17 protein-coding genes are annotated in these 18,339 nt (G+C 72.0%); 13 read left to right on the top strand and 4 right to left on the bottom strand.

Features of this window, described 5'->3' with window-relative positions:
* On the top strand, positions 1-343 hold a 343-nt coding region (locus JHAT_RS21590; RefSeq protein ID WP_143660471.1), incomplete at its 5' end, for a helix-turn-helix domain-containing protein.
* 78 nt (positions 344-421) lie between these two features.
* Positions 422-1,222 (top strand): phosphatase, encoded by an 801-nt coding sequence (locus tag JHAT_RS21585; protein WP_077799890.1) that lies wholly within the window; start codon positions 422-424, stop codon positions 1,220-1,222.
* Between the two features lie 83 nt (positions 1,223-1,305).
* On the opposite strand, the gene JHAT_RS21580 is transcribed toward JHAT_RS21585, so the two are convergent.
* The 4 genes from JHAT_RS21580 to JHAT_RS21565 form a co-directional block, all read right to left on the bottom strand.
* The gene (locus tag JHAT_RS21580; RefSeq protein WP_143660469.1) at positions 1,306-1,692 is read right to left on the bottom strand and encodes a hypothetical protein; all 387 of its coding nucleotides are present in this window, start codon (positions 1,690-1,692) and stop codon (positions 1,306-1,308) included.
* Between the two features lie 298 nt (positions 1,693-1,990).
* Positions 1,991-2,857: an acyl-CoA thioesterase II gene (locus JHAT_RS21575; RefSeq protein ID WP_077799888.1), complete on the bottom strand. Its 867-nt coding sequence runs from the start codon at positions 2,855-2,857 to the stop codon at positions 1,991-1,993.
* A 31-nt stretch (positions 2,858-2,888) separates the two neighbouring features.
* Positions 2,889-4,046: an acyl-CoA dehydrogenase family protein gene (locus JHAT_RS21570; RefSeq protein ID WP_077799887.1), complete on the bottom strand. Its 1,158-nt coding sequence runs from the start codon at positions 4,044-4,046 to the stop codon at positions 2,889-2,891.
* Between the two features lie 96 nt (positions 4,047-4,142).
* Positions 4,143-4,772, bottom strand: coding sequence for a TetR/AcrR family transcriptional regulator (locus tag JHAT_RS21565; protein ID WP_077799886.1), 630 nt, complete (start codon positions 4,770-4,772; stop codon positions 4,143-4,145).
* A 97-nt stretch (positions 4,773-4,869) separates the two neighbouring features.
* Here JHAT_RS21565 and JHAT_RS21560 point away from each other — a divergent pair, with 97 nt between their 5' ends.
* The 11 genes from JHAT_RS21560 to JHAT_RS21510 all read left to right on the top strand — a co-directional run bounded on the left by JHAT_RS21560 (position 4,870) and on the right by JHAT_RS21510 (position 18,248).
* The gene (locus JHAT_RS21560) at positions 4,870-6,486 is read left to right on the top strand and encodes a carboxyl transferase domain-containing protein (RefSeq protein WP_077799885.1); all 1,617 of its coding nucleotides are present in this window, start codon (positions 4,870-4,872) and stop codon (positions 6,484-6,486) included.
* A 38-nt stretch (positions 6,487-6,524) separates the two neighbouring features.
* The gene (locus tag JHAT_RS21555) at positions 6,525-8,540 is read left to right on the top strand and encodes an acetyl/propionyl/methylcrotonyl-CoA carboxylase subunit alpha (protein WP_077799884.1); all 2,016 of its coding nucleotides are present in this window, start codon (positions 6,525-6,527) and stop codon (positions 8,538-8,540) included.
* Positions 8,537-9,484 carry a hydroxymethylglutaryl-CoA lyase gene (locus JHAT_RS21550; protein WP_077799883.1) on the top strand — a complete coding sequence of 316 codons (948 nt, stop codon included), beginning with the start codon at positions 8,537-8,539 and terminating at the stop codon, positions 9,482-9,484. The genes JHAT_RS21555 and JHAT_RS21550 overlap by 4 nt, the downstream gene beginning before the upstream one ends.
* Positions 9,485-9,488: 4 nt before the next feature.
* A complete protein-coding gene (locus JHAT_RS21545) occupies positions 9,489-10,649 on the top strand; it encodes an acyl-CoA dehydrogenase family protein (RefSeq protein ID WP_077799882.1) in 1,161 nt (386 codons plus the stop codon).
* A gap of 88 nt (positions 10,650-10,737) precedes the next feature.
* A complete protein-coding gene (locus tag JHAT_RS21540; protein WP_077799881.1) occupies positions 10,738-10,989 on the top strand; it encodes a hypothetical protein in 252 nt (83 codons plus the stop codon).
* Positions 10,990-11,091: 102 nt separating this feature from the next.
* Complete coding sequence (locus tag JHAT_RS21535) at positions 11,092-12,138, top strand: ABC transporter substrate-binding protein (RefSeq protein WP_077799880.1); 1,047 nt, start codon at positions 11,092-11,094, stop codon at positions 12,136-12,138.
* Between the two features lie 31 nt (positions 12,139-12,169).
* Positions 12,170-13,033 (top strand): siderophore-interacting protein, encoded by an 864-nt coding sequence (locus tag JHAT_RS21530; protein WP_077799879.1) that lies wholly within the window; start codon positions 12,170-12,172, stop codon positions 13,031-13,033.
* A 194-nt stretch (positions 13,034-13,227) separates the two neighbouring features.
* A complete protein-coding gene (gene desA / locus JHAT_RS21525) occupies positions 13,228-14,670 on the top strand; it encodes a lysine decarboxylase DesA (protein WP_077799878.1) in 1,443 nt (480 codons plus the stop codon).
* Positions 14,654-15,937 (top strand): lysine N(6)-hydroxylase/L-ornithine N(5)-oxygenase family protein, encoded by a 1,284-nt coding sequence (locus tag JHAT_RS21520; RefSeq protein WP_171991001.1) that lies wholly within the window; start codon positions 14,654-14,656, stop codon positions 15,935-15,937. The genes desA and JHAT_RS21520 overlap by 17 nt, the downstream gene beginning before the upstream one ends.
* Positions 15,934-16,482: a GNAT family N-acetyltransferase gene (locus JHAT_RS21515; RefSeq protein ID WP_077799876.1), complete on the top strand. Its 549-nt coding sequence runs from the start codon at positions 15,934-15,936 to the stop codon at positions 16,480-16,482. Before JHAT_RS21520 ends, JHAT_RS21515 begins: the two co-directional genes overlap by 4 nt.
* Positions 16,479-18,248 (top strand): IucA/IucC family siderophore biosynthesis protein, encoded by a 1,770-nt coding sequence (locus JHAT_RS21510; protein ID WP_077799875.1) that lies wholly within the window; start codon positions 16,479-16,481, stop codon positions 18,246-18,248. Before JHAT_RS21515 ends, JHAT_RS21510 begins: the two co-directional genes overlap by 4 nt.
* The last annotated feature ends 91 nt before the right edge of the window (positions 18,249-18,339 follow it).

The following is an 18,339-nucleotide window of genomic DNA, read 5'->3' as shown; positions in this document are numbered from 1 at the left end:
GGCCGACGCGCAGGCCGCGCGTGCGCTGGCGCGGGCCCGGGCCACCCGGGTCCCGTTGGTGCGGCACGCCGCCCGGCCCGCCCTCGCCGACCTGGTCCCGGACGCCGAGGCCGAGGCCTACGCCCGTGCACTCCTCGCGCCGGTCGCGGCCGTGCCGGCGCTGACGGAGACGCTGCGCGCCTGGCTCTCCCTGCACGGCAGCTGGGACCGCACCGCCGTCGCCCTGTCCGTGCACCGCAACACCGTCCGCCAGCGCATCGCCCGCTGCGCGACGCTGCTGGGCGCCGACCTCGACGACGCGGACGTACGGATGGAGCTGTGGTTCGCCCTGCGCACACTGTGACCCGGCGGGGCGGGTGAGCCGCGTCCCAGCGGACGGCACCCGGCAGACGCGGACAGGCGGCTGCTCCACAATGGAGCCATGCCGATACCCGGGACACCCAGCCGCGCCGAACTCGTCGAACACCTCGTCAGAACCCGTATCGCGGGCGACGTCGCCACTCCCCGCGAGAACAACCTCTCCCATTACCGGAAGCTGGCGAACGGCGACCGCAACTACTGGTTCGGTCTGGAGCTGGGCGACCGCTGGACCGACGAGCAGGACGTGCTCGCGGTGATGGCGGAGCGGGTCGGCGTCAACGACGACCCGGAGTACCGGTACGGCCAGGACACCATCGACCCCGAGCTGACCGTGGCCGCGCTGGAGCGCATGGCCGGGCGGCTGCGCAAGGCCGCGGACGGCGGGCAGCGGGTGCTGTTCGCCACCGGCCACCCGGGCGGCCTGCTCGACGTGCACCGCGCCACGGCCGCCGCGCTGCGCGCCGCCGGCTGCGAGATCGTCGTGATCCCGGAGGGGCTGACGACGGAGGAGGGCTACGTCCAGCAGTTCGCGGACGTGGCGGTGCTGGAGCACGGCGCCTCGCTGTGGCACACGCACTCCGGGGAGCCGATGAGGGCCGTCCTGACCGGCCTGGAGCGCGCGGGCCGCCCGCTGCCGGACCTGGTCGTCGCCGACCACGGCTGGGCGGGGTACGCCGGCCGGCACGGCGTCGACTCCGTCGGGTACGCCGACTGCAACGACCCCGCCCTCTTCCTCGCCGAGTCCGAGGGCGTCCTCCAGGTCGCGGTGCCGCTGGACGACCACGTGGTCAGTCCGCGCCACTACGACCCGATGACGGCGTACCTGCTGGCGGAGGCGGGGCTGGAAGCCGGTCCCGCGTAGGGCACCTCCGGGAGCGGCCGAGAACCGCGGTGTGCGGCTCCGTCGGGACGGAACCGCACACCGTGTCTCGTTTCACCGACGGATCAGTGACCGCCGCGCCCGCCGTCGTGGCCGCCACGCCCGTTGTCATGGCCGCCACGCCCGTTGTCATGGCCGCCACGCCCGTTGTCGTGGTCACCGCGGCCGTGGTCGTGGCCGTAACGGCCGTGGTCGTTGTCGTAACGGCCGTGGTCGTGACGGTCGTTGTCGTAACGGTCGTGACCGCGGCCGTTGTAACCCCAGTCACAGTCGTCGTCATCGTCCCACCACCGGTTGTGGTGGTCGTCGCAGTAGCGGCTGTAGGAGCCGTGGTGGTCGTTGTGCGACGAGTTCGCCGACGCGGTGCCCGCTGTGCCTATCGCGATGCCACCGGCCATCATCAGTCCGGCGGCCGACACCGCGAAGAGACGCCTTGCGCGCTGTGCTCGCATGAGATATTCCCTTTCGTTCCACCGACTCCCGCACATATCGCGGAGCAATGACGGGAGCGGATGGCCGCCGCCGCGGAAGACGCGGCACGGTCGTGGGGTGTAACCGCACGTTCATGGACACGCTCTCGACCACCGGCGCCGCCGAGTCGCCCGGAACGGTTCACGGGCGGGCACATGGCCCTGGCTCGGAGGCATTTGAGCCGGATCGGCCGGGTAAGCCGTGTCTGCGGCTTTTCACTCATAGAGCCTAGCCCCCCATGTGGCGCACGTCATATCGAGGGGCCCATCGGGCGCAAATTCACCAGGGGACCCGGATCAGCCCCTCCTGGACCACCGAGACGGCCAGCCGTCCGTCCTGCGTGTGGATGCGGGCCTGGCCGAGGCCCCGGCCGCCGGACGCGGACGGCGACTGCTGGTCGTACAGCAGCCACTCGTCGGCGCGGAACGGTCGGTGGAACCACATGGCGTGGTCCAGCGAGGCCCCGACGACGTCCCCGACGGCCCAGCCGCCCCGGCCGTGCGCGAGCAGCACCGAGTCGAGGAGGGTCATGTCGGAGACGTAGGTGGCGAGGACGACGTGGAGCAGCGGGTCGTCGGCGAGCTTGCCGTTGGTGCGGAACCACACCTGGGAGTGCGGCTCGCGCGGCGTGCCGAAGTCGCCGAAGGGCGGATCGTCCACGTACCGCAGGTCGACGGCGGCCCGGGCCTCCAGGAACCGCTCCACGGTCTCGGCGGGCAGGTGCGGGTAGCTCCGCAGGCGTTCCTCGCCGGTGGGCAGGGTCGCCGGGTCCGGGGCGGCCGGCATCGGGGCCTGGTGGTCGAGGCCCTCCTCGTACGTCTGGAAGGACGCCGACAGCGTGAAGATCGGCTTGCCGTGCTGGACGGCGACGACGCGGCGGGTGGTGAAGGAGCGGCCGTCGCGCAGGCGGTCGACGTTGTAGACGATCGGCGCGCCGGGGTCGCCGGGGCGCAGGAAGTACGCGTGCAGGGAGTGCGCGTGCCGGTCCTCGGGGACCGTGCGGCCGGCGGCGACCATGGCCTGGGCCGCCACCTGCCCGCCGAACACCCGGGGGATGACGGCGGGCCGGGAGCGGCCGCGGTAGATGTCCTCCTCGATCCGCTCGAGGTCGAGCAGGTCGAGGAGGGACTGGAGTGCTTCGCTCATGTTCCTGTGACTCTGTGGCCCGGGGACCGGTCTACAGGCCCATGTCCTTCGCGATGATCGTCTTCATGATCTCGCTGGTGCCGCCGTAGATGCGGTTGACGCGGTTGTCCGCGTACAGGCGGGCGATCGGGTACTCGTTCATGTAGCCGTAGCCGCCGTGCAGCTGGAGGCAGCGGTCGATGACGCGGTGGGCGACCTCGGTGCAGAACAGCTTGGCGCTGGCGGCCTCGGCGGGGGTGAGCTCGCCGGCGTCCAGGGCCTCGGTCGCGCGGTCGGCGACGGCCTCGGCGGCGTCCACCTCGGCCTGGCAGGCGGCCAGCTCGAACTTGGTGTTCTGGAAGTGGGCGACCGGCTTGCCGAAGACGGTGCGGTCCTGCACGTACTGCTTGGCGAAGCGGACGGCGGCCTTGGCCTGGGCGTAGGCGCCGAAGGCGATGCCCCAGCGCTCGGAGGCCAGGTTGTGGCCGAGGTAGGAGAAGCCCTTGTTCTCCTCGCCGAGCAGGTCCTCGACGGGCACCTTGACGTCGACGAACGCGAGCTCGGCGGTGTCGGAGGTGCGCAGGCCCAGCTTGTCCAGCTTGCGGCCGACCGAGTAGCCCTCGGCCTTGGTGTCCACGGCGAACAGGGAGATGCCGAAGCGGCGGTCGTCCTCGCGCGGGGCCGAGGTGCGGGCGCAGACGATGACCTTGTCGGCGTGGACGCCGCCGGTGATGAAGGTCTTGGCGCCGTTGAGGACGTAGTGCGTGCCGTCCTCGCTGAGCTTGGCGGTGGTCTTCATGCCCGCGAGGTCGGAGCCGGTGCCCGGCTCGGTCATCGCGATGGCCCACATCTCCTCGCCGGTGACGAACTTCGGCAGGTAGCGCTTCTTCTGCTCGTCGGTGGCCAGCATCTTGATGTAGGGCAGGGCGAGCAGCACGTGCACGCCGGAGCCGCCGAACTGGACGCCCGCGCGGGCGGTCTCCTCGTAGAGGACGGCTTCGAACTTGTGGCTGTCCAGGCCGGCGCCGCCGAACTCCTCGGGCACGTTGATGCCGAAGATGCCCAGCTCACCGAGCTTGTAGTAGAACTCGCGCGGCGCCTGGCCCGCGGCGAACCACTCGTCGTAGACGGGGACGACCTCGGCCTCGATGAAGGCGCGGAGGGTCTCCCGGAACGCCTCGTGGTCCTCGTTGAACACCGTACGGCGCACGGCGCCACCTCCAGGGTACGTGTCTAAGCGCTTGCTCAGAGTTCACCGTACCGGTGGGTAAGGAGGGCGTCCAGAGAGGGGCGCGGGTAACCCTCGTCACTCCGTGGCGGGCCCCCGCTCCGCCCCCATCGCCGCGAACGCCCCCCGCGCCATCCGGTGCAGGAGGTCCGCCGTCACCGCGCGCCCCGGGAGCGCTCCGGGCCGGCCCAGGTGCGGGGTGGAGTTCAGGAGGCCGAAGACCGAGTGGACCGCCGAGCGGGCGCTCGGTTCGGCCACGGTCGGGTACACCTCGCGGACCACCCCGACCCACAGCTCCACGTACTGCCGCTGCAGCTGCCGCACCATCTTGCGGTCGGCGTCCCGGAGGCGGTCCAGCTCACGGTCGTGCAGGGTGATGAGCGGGCGGTCGTCGAGCGCGAAGTCGATGTGGCCCTCGATGAGCGAGTCGAGGACCGCCTCGGGACCCGCGCCCGGGCCGGACGCCCCCTCGGCCTCCGCCAGGCGCCGCTTCGCCCCGGTCAGCAGCGAGTCGCTGATCCCGACCAGCAGCTCGGCGAGCATCGCGTCCTTGCCGGGGAAGTGCCGGTAGAGACCGGGGCCGCTGATCCCGACCGCGGCGCCTATCTCGTCGACGCCGACGCCGTGGAAGCCGCGCTCGGCGAAGAGCCGGGCGGCCTCCTTGAGGATCTGCTCGCGGCGGGTGGGGGCGTCGGTTCTGGTGGTCATGGGATCGATTCTAGACAGGGAGGTTAGCGGTCGTTAACCTGAAGGAAATGCGTTAACGCTCATTAACTGGTCGACCACTGGGTGAGGGGACCGCAGGATGCACGAGGCACCGGAGCTGACGAGCGCGGCCGACCCCGCGTCGGAGGCCTTTCGGGCCAACGAGGAGGCGCACCGCCTCCTCGTTCAGGAGCTGCGCGCCAAGCTGGCGGCGGCCCGGCTCGGCGGCGGTGAGCGGGCCAGGGCCCGGCACACCGCGCGCGGCAAGCTGCTGCCGCGCGAGCGCGTGGACACACTGCTGGACGCGGGCTCGCCGTTCCTGGAGCTGGCGCCGCTCGCGGCCGACGGGCTCTACGACGGCCAGGCCCCGGCGGCCGGCGTCATCGCCGGCATCGGCCGGGTCGGCGGCCGGGAGTGCGTGATCGTCGCCAACGACGCCACCGTCAAGGGCGGCACGTACTACCCGATGACCGTGAAGAAGCACCTGAGGGCGCAGGAGGTGGCGCTGGAGAACCGGCTGCCGTGCCTGTACCTCGTCGACTCCGGCGGCGCCTTCCTGCCGATGCAGGACGAGGTCTTCCCCGACCGCGAGCACTTCGGGCGGATCTTCTACAACCAGGCCCGGATGTCGGGCGCCGGCATCCCGCAGATCGCCGCCGTGCTCGGCTCCTGCACCGCGGGCGGGGCGTACGTCCCGGCGATGAGCGACGAGGCGGTGATCGTCCGCAACCAGGGCACGATCTTCCTGGGCGGCCCGCCGCTGGTGAAGGCGGCCACCGGTGAGGTGGTCACGGCGGAGGAGCTGGGCGGCGGCGAGGTCCACTCGCGCGTCTCCGGCGTGACCGACCACCTCGCCGAGGACGACGCGCACGCGCTGCGCATCGTGCGGAACATCGTCTCCACCCTCCCCGCGCGCGGCACGCTGCCCTGGGAGGTGCGGCCCGCCGTCGAGCCGAAGGTCGACCCGCAGGGGCTGTACGGCGTGGTGCCGGTCGACCCGCGCACGCCCTACGACGTCCGCGAGGTCATCGCGCGCGTGGTGGACGGCTCCCGGTTCGCCGAGTTCAAGTCCGAGTTCGGGCAGACCCTCGTCACCGGCTTCGCCCGCATCCACGGCCACCCGGTGGGGATCGTCGCCAACAACGGCATCCTGTTCGCCGAGTCGGCCCAGAAGGGCGCCCACTTCATCGAGCTGTGCGACCAGCGCGGCATCCCGCTGGTCTTCCTCCAGAACATCTCCGGCTTCATGGTCGGCAGGGACTACGAGGCGGGCGGCATCGCCAAGCACGGCGCCAAGATGGTGACGGCGGTGGCGTGCACGCGCGTGCCGAAGCTGACGGTCGTGGTCGGCGGGTCGTACGGCGCGGGCAACTACTCGATGTGCGGGCGGGCGTACTCGCCGCGCTTCCTGTGGATGTGGCCCAACGCCAAGATCTCCGTGATGGGCGGCGAGCAGGCCGCGTCCGTGCTGGCCACGGTCAAGCGGGACCAGCTGGAGGCCCGCGGGGAGGACTGGCCCGCCCAGGAGGAGGAGGCCTTCAAGGCGCCGATCCGCGCGCAGTACGAGCGGCAGGGGAACGCCTACTACGCGACCGCCCGCCTGTGGGACGACGGGGTCATCGAGCCCGCCGACACCCGGCAGGTGCTGGGGCTGGCCCTGACCGCGTGCGCCAACGCGCCACTGGGCGACCCCCAGTTCGGCGTCTTCCGGATGTGAGGAGGGGACCCATGGGAAACACACACGAGGCTTCACGCATGTTCGACACCGTGCTCGTCGCCAACCGGGGCGAGATCGCCGTCCGGGTCGTCCGGACGCTGCGCTCGCTGGGCGTGCGCTCGGTGGCGGTCTTCTCCGACGCCGACGCGGACGCCCGGCACGTGCGGGAGGCCGACACGGCGGTGCGGATCGGTCCGGCACCGGCGGCGGAGAGTTACCTGTCGGTGGAGCGGCTGCTGGAGGCGGCGGCGCGGACGGGCGCGCAGGCCGTGCACCCGGGGTACGGCTTCCTCGCCGAGAACGCCGGTTTCGCGCGGGCCTGCGAGGAGGCGGGGCTGGTCTTCATCGGGCCGTCCGCCGACGCCATCGCCCTGATGGGCGACAAGATCCGCGCCAAGGAGACGGTGAAGGCGGCCGGGGTGCCGGTGGTGCCCGGCTCCAGCGGCAGCGGCCTGACGGACGAGCAGCTCGCCGAGGCGGCCCGCGAGATCGGCACGCCGGTGCTGCTGAAGCCGTCGGCGGGCGGTGGCGGCAAGGGCATGCGGCTGGTGCGGGACGCGGCCGTGCTCGCCGACGAGATCGCCGCCGCCCGGCGCGAGGCCCGCGCCTCCTTCGGCGACGACACCCTGCTGGTGGAGCGGTGGATCGACCGGCCCCGGCACATCGAGATCCAGGTCCTCGCCGACGGCCACGGCAACGTGGTGCACCTGGGCGAGCGCGAGTGCTCGCTCCAGCGCCGGCACCAGAAGGTCGTCGAGGAGGCGCCGAGCGTCCTCCTCGACGAGGCCACGCGGGCCGCGATGGGCGAGGCGGCCGTGCAGGCGGCCCGCTCCTGCGGCTACCGGGGCGCGGGCACGGTGGAGTTCATCGTGCCGGGCGGCGACCCCTCGCAGTACTACTTCATGGAGATGAACACCCGCCTCCAGGTGGAGCACCCGGTGACCGAGCTGGTCACCGGCCTGGACCTGGTGGAGTGGCAGCTGCGGGTCGCGGCCGGCGAGCGGCTCGGGTTCGCGCAGGAGGACGTCCGGCTGACCGGGCACGCGATCGAGGCCCGGCTCTGCGCCGAGGACCCGGCCCGCGGCTTCCTCCCCTCCGGCGGCACGGTGCTGCGGCTGCACGAGCCCGAGGGCGACGGCGTGCGCACCGACTCCGGGCTCAGCGAGGGCACCGAGGTCGGCAGCCTCTACGACCCGATGCTGTCCAAGGTGATCGCGTACGGTCCCGACCGGGCCACCGCGCTGCGCAAGCTGCGGGCGGCCCTCGCCCGGACCGTGACGTTGGGCGTGCAGACCAACGCCGGGTTCCTGCGCCGGCTCCTCGCGCACCCGGCGGTGGTGGCGGGCGAGCTGGACACCGGGCTGGTGGAGCGGGAGGTGGACGCGCTCGTCCCGGACGAGGTGCCGGCCGAGGTCTACGCGGCGGCGGCACTGCTGCGCCGGGCGGCGCTGACGCCGGCCGCGGACGCCACCGGCTGGTCGGACCCGTTCGGCGCCGGGGACGGCTGGCGCATGGGCGGGGAGCGGGCCTGGACGGCGCACCACCTGCGGGTGCCGGGCCGGGACCCGGTCACCGTGCGGGTGCGCGCCACCCCGGAGGGCGGGACCGAGGTGCTGCCGGAGGGCGCGGAGCACCCCCTGCCCGCGTCCGCGGTCACCCGGTCGGACGACGGACACCGGTACGCGTTCCGGCTGGACGGCGTCGCCCACACCTTCGCCGCGCTGCCGGACGGCACCTGGCTGGGCCGCGACGGCGACGCCTGGCAGGTGCGCGACCACGACCCGGTCGCCGCCTCGCTGACCCGCGCCGCCCACGCGGGCGCCGACTCGCTCACCGCGCCCATGCCGGGCACGGTGACGGTGGTGAAGGTCGCCGTCGGCGACGAGGTCGCGGCCGGACAGAGCCTGCTGGTGGTGGAGGCGATGAAGATGGAGCACGTCATCTCCGCCCCGCACGCCGGCACCGTCACCGAGCTGGACGTGTCCCCCGGCACGACGGTCGCCATGGACCAGGTACTGGCGGTCATCGCCCCGGCGGAGGAGGAGACGGCATGAACACCCCGGAACTCGGCCTGCCCATGACCGTGCCCGCCGAGGGCCTGCCCGCACGGGTGCGGATCCACGAGGTCGGCGCCCGCGACGGTCTGCAGAACGAGCAGGCGACCGTGCCGACGGAGGTGAAGGCGGAGTTCGTCCGCCGCCTGGCCGACGCGGGGCTGACCACCATCGAGGCGACCAGCTTCGTCCACCCCAGGTGGGTGCCCCAGCTGGCCGACGCCGAGCAGCTGTTCCCGGCGGTGTCCGGTCTGCCGGTCGACCTCCCGGTCCTGGTGCCGAACGAACGCGGCCTGGACCGCGCGCTGGCGCTCGGCGCCCGGCGGGTCGCGGTCTTCGCCAGTGCCACGGAGTCCTTCGCGAAGGCCAACCTCAACCGCACCGTGGACGAGGCGCTGGCGATGTTCGAGCCGGTGGTGAGCCGGGCGAAGGCGCAGGACGTCCACGTCCGGGGTTACCTGTCGATGTGCTTCGGCGACCCGTGGGAGGGCGCCGTGCCCGTCCCCCAGGTGGTCAGGGTGTGCCGGGCCCTGCTGGACATGGGCTGCGACGAGCTGAGTCTGGGCGACACGATCGGCGTGGCGACGCCGGGTCACGTCGAGGCCCTGCTCCGCGCGCTCGTCGGGGCCGGCGTCCCCGTCGAGGCGCTCGGCGTCCACTTCCACGACACCTACGGCCAGGCCCTGTCCAACACCCTGGCCGCGCTGCGGCTCGGCGTCACCACCGTCGACGCCTCCGCCGGCGGGCTGGGCGGCTGCCCGTACGCCAAGTCCGCCACCGGCAACCTCGCCACCGAGGACCTCGTGTGGATGCTGCGCGGTCTCGGCATCGACACCGGGGTCGACCTGGGCCGTCTCGTCGCCACAAGCACGTGGATGGCCTCCCGGCTGGGCCGACCCAGCCCGTCCCGCACCGTACGAGCCCTCTCCCACCAGGAGCAGTGACAGCATGGACCACAAGCTCTCCCCCGAGCTGGAAGAACTCCGCCGCACGGTCGAGGAGTTCGCCCACGACGTCGTGGCGCCCAAGATCGGCGACTTCTACGAGCGGCACGAGTTCCCGTACGAGATCGTCCGGGAGATGGGCCGCATGGGCCTGTTCGGCCTGCCGTTCCCGGAGGAGTACGGCGGCATGGGCGGTGACTACCTGGCCCTCGGCATCGCCCTGGAGGAGCTGGCCCGGGTCGACTCGTCGGTGGCCATCACGCTGGAGGCCGGTGTCTCGCTGGGCGCGATGCCGGTCCACCTGTTCGGCACCGAGAAGCAGAAACGGGAGTGGCTGCCGAAGCTGTGCTCGGGCGAGATCCTCGGCGCCTTCGGCCTGACCGAGCCCGACGGCGGTTCGGACGCGGGCGCGACGCGGACGACGGCGCGGCTGGACGAGGCCACGAACGAGTGGGTGATCAACGGCACCAAGTGCTTCATCACCAACTCGGGCACGGACATCACGGGCCTGGTGACCGTCACGGCGGTCACGGGCCGCAAGCCCGACGGCCGTCCGCTCATCTCCGCGATCATCGTCCCGTCCGGCACCCCGGGCTTCACGGTGGCCGCCCCGTACTCGAAGGTCGGCTGGAACGCCTCGGACACCCGCGAGCTGTCCTTCGTCGACGTCCGGGTGCCGGCGGAGAACCTGCTGGGTGAAGAGGGGCGCGGTTACGCCCAGTTCCTGCGCATCCTGGACGAGGGCCGGATCGCCATCGCCGCGCTGGGCACGGGGCTGGCGCAGGGCTGCGTGGACGAGTCGGTGAAGTACGCCAAGGAGCGGCACGCCTTCGGCAGGCCGATCGGCGCGAACCAGGCGATCCAGTTCAAGATCGCCGACATGGAGATGAAGGCCCACACGTCCCGCCTCGCCTGGCGCGACGCGGCCTCCCGGCTGGTGGCGGGCGAGCCGTTCAAGAAGGAGGCGGCGCTGGCGAAGCTGTACTCGTCGACGGTCGCGGTGGACAACGCCCGGGACGCCACCCAGATCCACGGCGGCTACGGCTTCATGAACGAGTACCCGGTGGCCCGCATGTGGCGCGACTCCAAGATCCTGGAGATCGGCGAGGGCACGAGCGAGGTCCAGCGGATGCTGATCGCCCGGGAGCTGGGACTGGCGGGCTGACCCACCGCCCGCCCGGGCCCCGGCGGGCCGGGTGCGGCCGGCCCGCCGGGCGGGACACGGTCCTGCGAGCAGCCGGGCGCCCGGGCCGGTGGCCGGCGGCCGGGGCACCGGCGGCGGGGACCGGGTGGAGCAGCGGCGTCCGGTCGCGGGCCGCGGCGGCCGTCGGCACGGTGAGGGCGCCGGGCGAGGCCCCCACCAGGCCGCCGAGCGCACCGAGCACGCCGAGCACGACGAGTCCGGTGAGGGGCCGACCGCGGACGCCGAACGCGCGGCGCGCCCGGCGCGGGTCCGCAGGTGCGACAAGGGCAGGGAGGCCGTCTTCCGCTCGTCGGGACCGTGACCCGCCTCACAGGGCGGGGGTCCTTCAGGGAGCTCTTGAGGTTAGGCTAACCTAATCGCGTCTCAGGCCACCGGCCCAGCACGCACGAAAGCGGACCCAGCCATGTCGAACGCCAGAACCGCCCGCCTCTCCCGCCGCGGCATCCTCGCCGCCGGCGGTGCCCTCGGCCTCGGTGCCGTGCTCGCGGCCTGCGGGGACGACGACGCGAAGAGCGGCGGCTCGGCCGGGGGGACGGGTGCCGCCGCGTCCGGCCCGTGGACGTTCAAGGACGACCGCGGCACCACCGTGAAGCTGGACAAGGTCCCCACGCGGATCGCCGCGTTCACCGGTGTGGCCGCCGCCCTCCACGACTACGGCGTCGAGGTCGAGGGCGTCTTCGGCCCGACCAAGACCAAGGACGGCAAGGCCGACGTCCAGGCCGGCGACATGGACGTCAGCAAGCTGACGATCTTCGGCAACAAGTTCGACAGCTTCAACCTCGAGCAGTACGCGGCCTTCCAGCCCGAGGTGCTCATCAGCACGACGTTCGACGACGCCGGCACCCTCTGGTACGTCCCCGAAGCCTCCAAGGACAAGATCGCCAAGCTCGCCCCGAGCGTGGCCATCTCCGTCTACGACCGTCAGATGCCGAAGCCGCTGCAGCGCATGGCCGAGCTGGCCGAGTCGCTGGGCGCCGACATGAAGGCCACGAAGGTCGTCGAGGCGAAGAAGAGGTTCGAGGCCGCCGCCGAGCGGCTGCGCAAGGCCGCCAAGGCCCGGCCGGAGATCAAGGTGCTGGCCGGTTCCGCCGCGCCGAGCGTCTTCTACGTCTCCGGCTCGAACTACTCCATCGACCTGGAGTACTTCAAGGCCCTCGGCGTGAACATCGTGGAGCCCCCGGAGGAGGCCAAGAAGGCGACCGGCGGCTGGTTCGAGACCCTGAGCTGGGAGAACGTCGACAAGTACCCGGCCGACGTCATCATCATGGACGACCGTGCCTCGACCATCCAGCCCGCCGACATCAACGAGGGCACCTGGAAGGCGCTCCCCGCCGTCAAGGCCGGCCAGGTCATCGCCCGCTCCCCCGAGCCGATCCTGTCCTACGACAAGTGCACGCCGCTGCTCGACAACCTCGCCGAGGCCATCGAGAACGCGAAGAAGGTCAGCTGACCCCGTCCGCCCCGACTCGCAGGAGCCGTCCGTGACGACCGCCGTAGCCGCCCCGTTCCGTTTCTTCTCCCTCCGGGTCGTACGGACGAGGCGGCTCGGCCCGTCCCTGACCCGGGTCACCTTCGGCGGGCCCGACCTCGCCGCCTTCCGCTCCGACGGACGCGACCAGTCCCTGTCGCTGTTCCTGCCGCACCCCGGCCAGACGGAGCCGGCGGTGCCGGTGGAGCTGGGGGACGGCTGGTGGCAGGCGTGGCGCGAACTGCCGGACGACGTGCGGGCGGTGATGCGCTCGTACACGCTGCGGGACCTGCGCCGGGACGCCCTCGGGAACACCGACGAGATCGACATCGACTTCGTCCTGCACGGCGTCGGGCCGGGGGCCGCGGTCCAGGCGGGTCCCGCCTCCCGCTGGGCCGCCCGCGCCGCCGCCGGCGACCGGGTCCTGCTGCTGGGCCCGGCGGTCGCCGACAACCGGGCGATCCGCTTCCGCCCGCCCGAGGACACCGACCTGGTGGTCGTCTGGGGCGACGAGACCGCCCTGCCCGCCGTCTCGGCCGTCCTGGAGTCCCTGCCGGCCGGCACCCGCGCCCGCGTGTGGCTGGAGGTGCCGCACGCCGCGGACGTGCAGGAGCTGACGACCGCGGCGGACGCCGAGATCACCTGGCTGGTCCGGGAGGGGGCCGGGGACCCGGCCGACCTCGCCCTCACCGCGCTCCGCGCGGCCCGGCTGCCGTCCGCCCGCACCCCCTACGTCTGGATCGCCGGCGAGTCCGGCCGGGTCAGGGCGCTGCGCCGGCACTTCGTGGACGAGCGCGGCGTCGACCGGCGCCGCGTCACCTTCGTCGGCTACTGGCGCCAGGGCCTGACGGAGGAACAGCTCCGCGAGCAGGGCTGACCCCCGGCGCCCCGTCTCGCTCCCCCGCCCCACTCCCCCTCACCGTCAGTGACGAGCCGATGAGGCGTGAGTGACGGTCGTCACGGTGGGCACGTGTTTGAGCGACGCTCATTAGGTTAGGCTAACCTAAGTTCGAAGTCCGGGCTCCGCCCTCACCCGTCCCTCTCGGACCGTCCCCACCGGAGGACCCCCTCATGCGCTCGCACCTGCTCAACGACACCACCGCGGAGCAGTACCGCCGCTCCGTGACCCAAGGAGTCGAGCGGGTGGCCGCCAAACTCGCCACCATCGACCGGCCGTTCACCGGCGTCACGGTCGACGACCTCGCCCCCCGCATCGACGGGATCGACCTCGACCGGCCGCTGCACGACACGGCCGCGGTCCTCGACGAGCTGGAGGACGTCTACCTCCGCGACGCCGTCTACTTCCACCACCCCCGCTACCTCGCCCACCTCAACTGCCCGGTCGTCATCCCCGCCGTGCTCGCCGAGGCGGTGCTGACCGCCGTCAACTCCTCCCTCGACACCTGGGACCAGTCGGCCGGCGGCACCCTCATCGAGCGGAAGCTGATCGACTGGACGACCGCCCGCGTCGGCCTCGGCCCCGCCGCCGACGGCGTGTTCACCTCCGGCGGCACCCAGTCCAACCTCCAGGCGCTGCTGCTGGCCCGCGAGGAGGCGAAGACCCGCGAGCCGGCGAAACTGCGCGTCTTCGCCTCCGAGGTCAGCCACTTCAGCGTGCAGAAGTCGGCGAAACTGCTCGGCCTCGGCCCCGACGCCGTCGTCGCGGTCCCCGTCGACCACGACAAGCGCCTGCAGACCGTCGCCCTCGCCCGCGAGCTGGAGCGCTGCGCCGCGGACGGCCTCGTTCCCATGGCCGTCGTCGCCACCGCCGGCACCACCGACTTCGGCTCCATCGACCCGCTGCCGGAGATCGCCGCGCTGTGCGACCGGTACGGGGTGTGGATGCACGTGGACGCCGCCTACGGCTGCGGGCTGCTCGCCTCCCTGAAGTACCGGGACCGGCTGACCGGCATCGAGCTGGCCGACTCGGTCACGATCGATTACCACAAGTCCTTCTTCCAGCCGGTGAGTTCGTCCGCCCTGCTGGTGCGGGACGCGGCCACCCTGCGCCACGCCACCTACCACGCGGAGTACCTCAACCCGCGCCGCATGGTGCGCGAGCGCATCCCCAACCAGGTCGACAAGTCCCTGCAGACCACCCGCCGCTTCGACGCCCTCAAGCTGTGGATGACGCTGCGCGTGATGGGCGCCGACGGCATCGGCGAGCTCTTCGACGAGGTGTGCGACCTCGCCGCCGAGGGCTGGCAGCTGCTCGCCGCCGACCCGCGCTTCGACGTGGTCGTCGAGCCGAGCCTGTCCACGCTGGTCTTCCGCTACATCCCGGCCGCCGTCACCGAGCCCGCCGAGATCGACCGCGCCAACCTGTACGCCCGCAAGGCCCTGTTCGCCTCCGGCGACGCGGTGGTCGCGGGCACCAAGGTGGCCGGCCGCCACTACCTGAAGTTCACCCTGCTCAACCCCGAGACGACCACCGCCGACATCGCCGCCGTCCTCGACCTGATCGCCGGCCACGCCGAGCAGTACCTGGGAGAGTCCCTTGACCGCGCTTCCTGAAGCCAGTGCCCCCTACGACTTCGTGGGGATAGGCCTCGGCCCCTTCAACCTCGGCCTCGCCTGCCTCACCGAGCCCATCGCCGAACTGAACGGCGTCTTCCTGGAGTCCAAGCCCGACTTCGAGTGGCACGCCGGCATGTTCCTGGACGGCGCCCACCTCCAGACCCCGTTCATGTCGGACCTGGTCACCCTCGCCGACCCGACGTCCCCGTACTCCTTCCTCAACTACCTGAAGGAGAAGGGCCGGCTGTACTCGTTCTACATCCGCGAGAACTTCTACCCGCTGCGCGTCGAGTACGACGACTACTGCCGCTGGGCCGCGAACCAGCTGAGCAGCGTCCGCTTCTCCACGACGGTCACGGAGGTCACGTACGACGGGACGGACGAGCTGTACGTCGTCGCCACCACCTCCGGCGCCACCTACCGCGCCCGTCACCTCGTCCTCGGCACCGGCACCCCGCCGCACGTCCCGGAGGCCTGCCGCGGCCTGGCCGGCGACGTCATCCACAACTCCCGCTACGTGCAGCACAGGGCGGAACTGCAGAAGAAGAAGTCGATCACGCTGGTCGGCAGCGGCCAGTCCGCCGCCGAGATCTACCACGACCTGCTCGGCGAGATCGACGTCCACGGCTACCAGCTGAACTGGGTGACGCGCTCCCCGCGCTTCTTCCCGCTGGAGTACACCAAGCTCACGCTGGAGATGACCTCCCCGGAGTACGTGGACTACTACCACGCGCTCCCGGAGGACACCCGCTACCGGCTCACCGCCGAGCAGAAGGGCCTGTTCAAGGGCATCGACGGCGACCTGATCAACGAGATCTTCGACCTGCTCTACCAGAAGAGGCTCAACGGCCCCGTCCCCACCCGCCTGCTCACCAACTCGGCGCTCACCAGCGCCCGGTACGCCGACGGCACGTACACGCTCGGCTTCCGCCAGGAGGAGCAGGGCAAGGACTTCGAGATCAGCTCGGACGGCCTGATCCTGGCCACCGGCTACGCGTACACCGAGCCGGAGTTCCTCAAACCCGTCCGGGACCGGCTGCGGTACGACGCGCAGGGCAACTTCGACCTCGGCCGCAACTACGCGATCGACGTCACCGGCCGGGGCGTGTTCCTGCAGAACGCGGGTGTCCACACGCACAGCATCACCAGCCCCGATCTGGGCATGGGCGCCTATCGCAACAGCTACATCATCCGGGAGCTGCTCGGTGGCACCGAGTACTACCCGGTCGAGAAGACCATCGCGTTCCAGGAGTTTTCCGTATGAGCACCGCCGCCGCGAAGATCGGCGCCCTCACCCTCCGCCCCCTCGACCCCCTGAAGGACGCCGAACTGCTGCACGGCTGGGTCACCCACCCCAAGTCCGCGTTCTGGATGATGCAGGACGCGAGCCTGGTGGACGTCGAGCGGGCCTACATGGAGATGGCCGCCGACGAGCACCACCACGCCTACCTCGGCCTGCACGACGGCGTCCCCGCCTTCCTGATGGAGAAGTACGACCCGGCCCACCGCGAGCTGGTCGGCCTGTACGAGCCGGAGCCGGGCGACGTCGGCATGCACTTCCTGGTCGCCCCCACCGACCGGCCGCTGCACGGCTTCACCCGGGCCGTGATCACCGCCGTGATGACCGAGCTGTTCGCCGACCCGGCCACCGCCCGCGTCGTCGTCGAGCCGGACGTCGGCAACAAGGCCGTCCACGCCCTGAACGCGGCCGTCGGGTTCGTGCCCGAGCGCGAGATCCGGAAGCCGGAGAAGAGGGCGCTGCTGAGCTTCTGCACCCGCGAGCAGTTCGAGGAGGCGGTGTCCGCATGAGCCTCGCCGACGCCGTGGCCCACCTGACCCCCGACCACTGGGAGCGGGCCAACCGCCTCCTGGTCCGCAAGGCGCTGGCCGAGTTCACCCACGAGCGGCTGCTCACGCCCGAGCGGGACGGGGAGGCGTACGTCGTCCGCAGCGACGACGGCCTGACCAGCTACCGCTTCACCGCCACCGTCCGCGCCCTGGACCACTGGCAGGTGGACGCCGACTCGATCACCCGCCACCGCGACGGCACGCAGCTGCCGCTCGCCGCCCTGGACCTCCTCATCGAGCTGAAGGAGTCCCTGGGGCTGAGCGACGACATCCTGCCGGTCTACCTGGAGGAGATCTCCTCCACGCTCTCCGGCACCTGCTACAAGCTCACCAAGCCGCAGGTCACCTCGGCCGAGCTGGCCCGCGCCGGTTTCCAGGCCGTCGAGACCGGCATGACCGAGGGCCACCCCTGTTTCGTCGCCAACAACGGGCGGCTCGGCTTCGGCATCCACGACTACCTGTCGTACGCCCCCGAGACCGCGAGCCCGGTACGGCTGGTGTGGCTGGCCGCGCACCGCTCGCGGGCGGCGTTCACGGCGGGCGTGGGCGTCGAGTACGAGTCCTTCGTGCGCGACGAGCTGGGCGGGGCGACCGTCGAGCGCTTCCACGGCGTCCTGCGCGAGCAGGGCCTGGACCCGGCGGACTACCTGTTCATCCCGGTCCACCCCTGGCAGTGGTGGAACAAGCTCGCCGTGACCTTCGCCGCCGAGGTCGCCCGGCGGCACCTGGTGTGCCTGGGCGAGGGCGACGACGAGTACCTGGCCCAGCAGTCCATCCGCACCTTCTTCAACACCTCCCACCCCGAGAAGCACTACGTGAAGACGGCGCTGTCCGTCCTCAACATGGGATTCATGCGCGGCCTGTCGGCGGCGTACATGGAGGCCACCCCGGCCATCAACGACTGGCTGGCCCGGCTCGTCGAGAACGACCCGGTGCTGAAGGGGACGGGCCTGACGATCATCCGGGAGCGGGCGGCCGTCGGCTACCGGCACCTGGAGTACGAGCAGGCCACCGACCGCTACTCGCCCTACCGCAAGATGCTGGCCGCGCTGTGGCGGGAGAGCCCGGTGCCGTCGCTGCGGGACGGCGAGACCCTGGCCACCATGGCCTCCCTCCTCCACGTCGACCACGAGGGCGCCTCCTTCGCGGGCGCGCTGATCGAGCGCTCGGGGCTCGCGCCCGCCGAGTGGCTGCGGCACTACCTGCGGGCCTACTTCGTCCCGCTGCTGCACAGCTTCTACGCCTACGACCTGGTCTACATGCCACACGGCGAGAACGTGATCCTGGTCCTGGAGGACGGGGTGGTGCGGCGGGCGGTCTTCAAGGACATCGCCGAGGAGATCGCGGTGATGGACCCGGACGCCGTGCTGCCGCCGGACGTCTCGCGCATCGCCGTGGAGGTCCCCGAGGACAAGAAGCTGCTGTCGATCTTCACGGACGTCTTCGACTGCTTCTTCCGCTTCCTCGCCGCGCACCTCGCCGAGGAGGGGATCCTCGAGGAGGACGGCTTCTGGCGGACGGTCGCGGAGGTCGCCCGCGCGTACCAGGAGTCGGTGCCGGAGCTGGCCGACAGGTTCGCCCGGTACGACCTGTTCGCGCCCGAGTTCGCGCTGTCCTGCCTCAACCGGCTCCAGCTGCGCGACAACCGGCAGATGGTGGACCTGGCGGACCCGTCCGGGGCGCTGCAGCTGGTCGGGAGTCTGAAGAACCCCCTCGCGGGGCTGTGACGGCCCGCACGGACGGGCGGGCACCTCGGGGACGGTCCCCCGGGGTGCCCGTCGGGCGTTTCGGCCGGCCCCCTCTCCCCCGGGGGGTGCC

Origin of the sequence: Streptomyces sp. JHA26 (assembly GCF_002005565.1) — a bacterium.
GTDB lineage: Bacteria > Actinomycetota > Actinomycetes > Streptomycetales > Streptomycetaceae > Streptomyces.
This window is presented reverse-complemented; position numbering and strand designations above follow the sequence as displayed.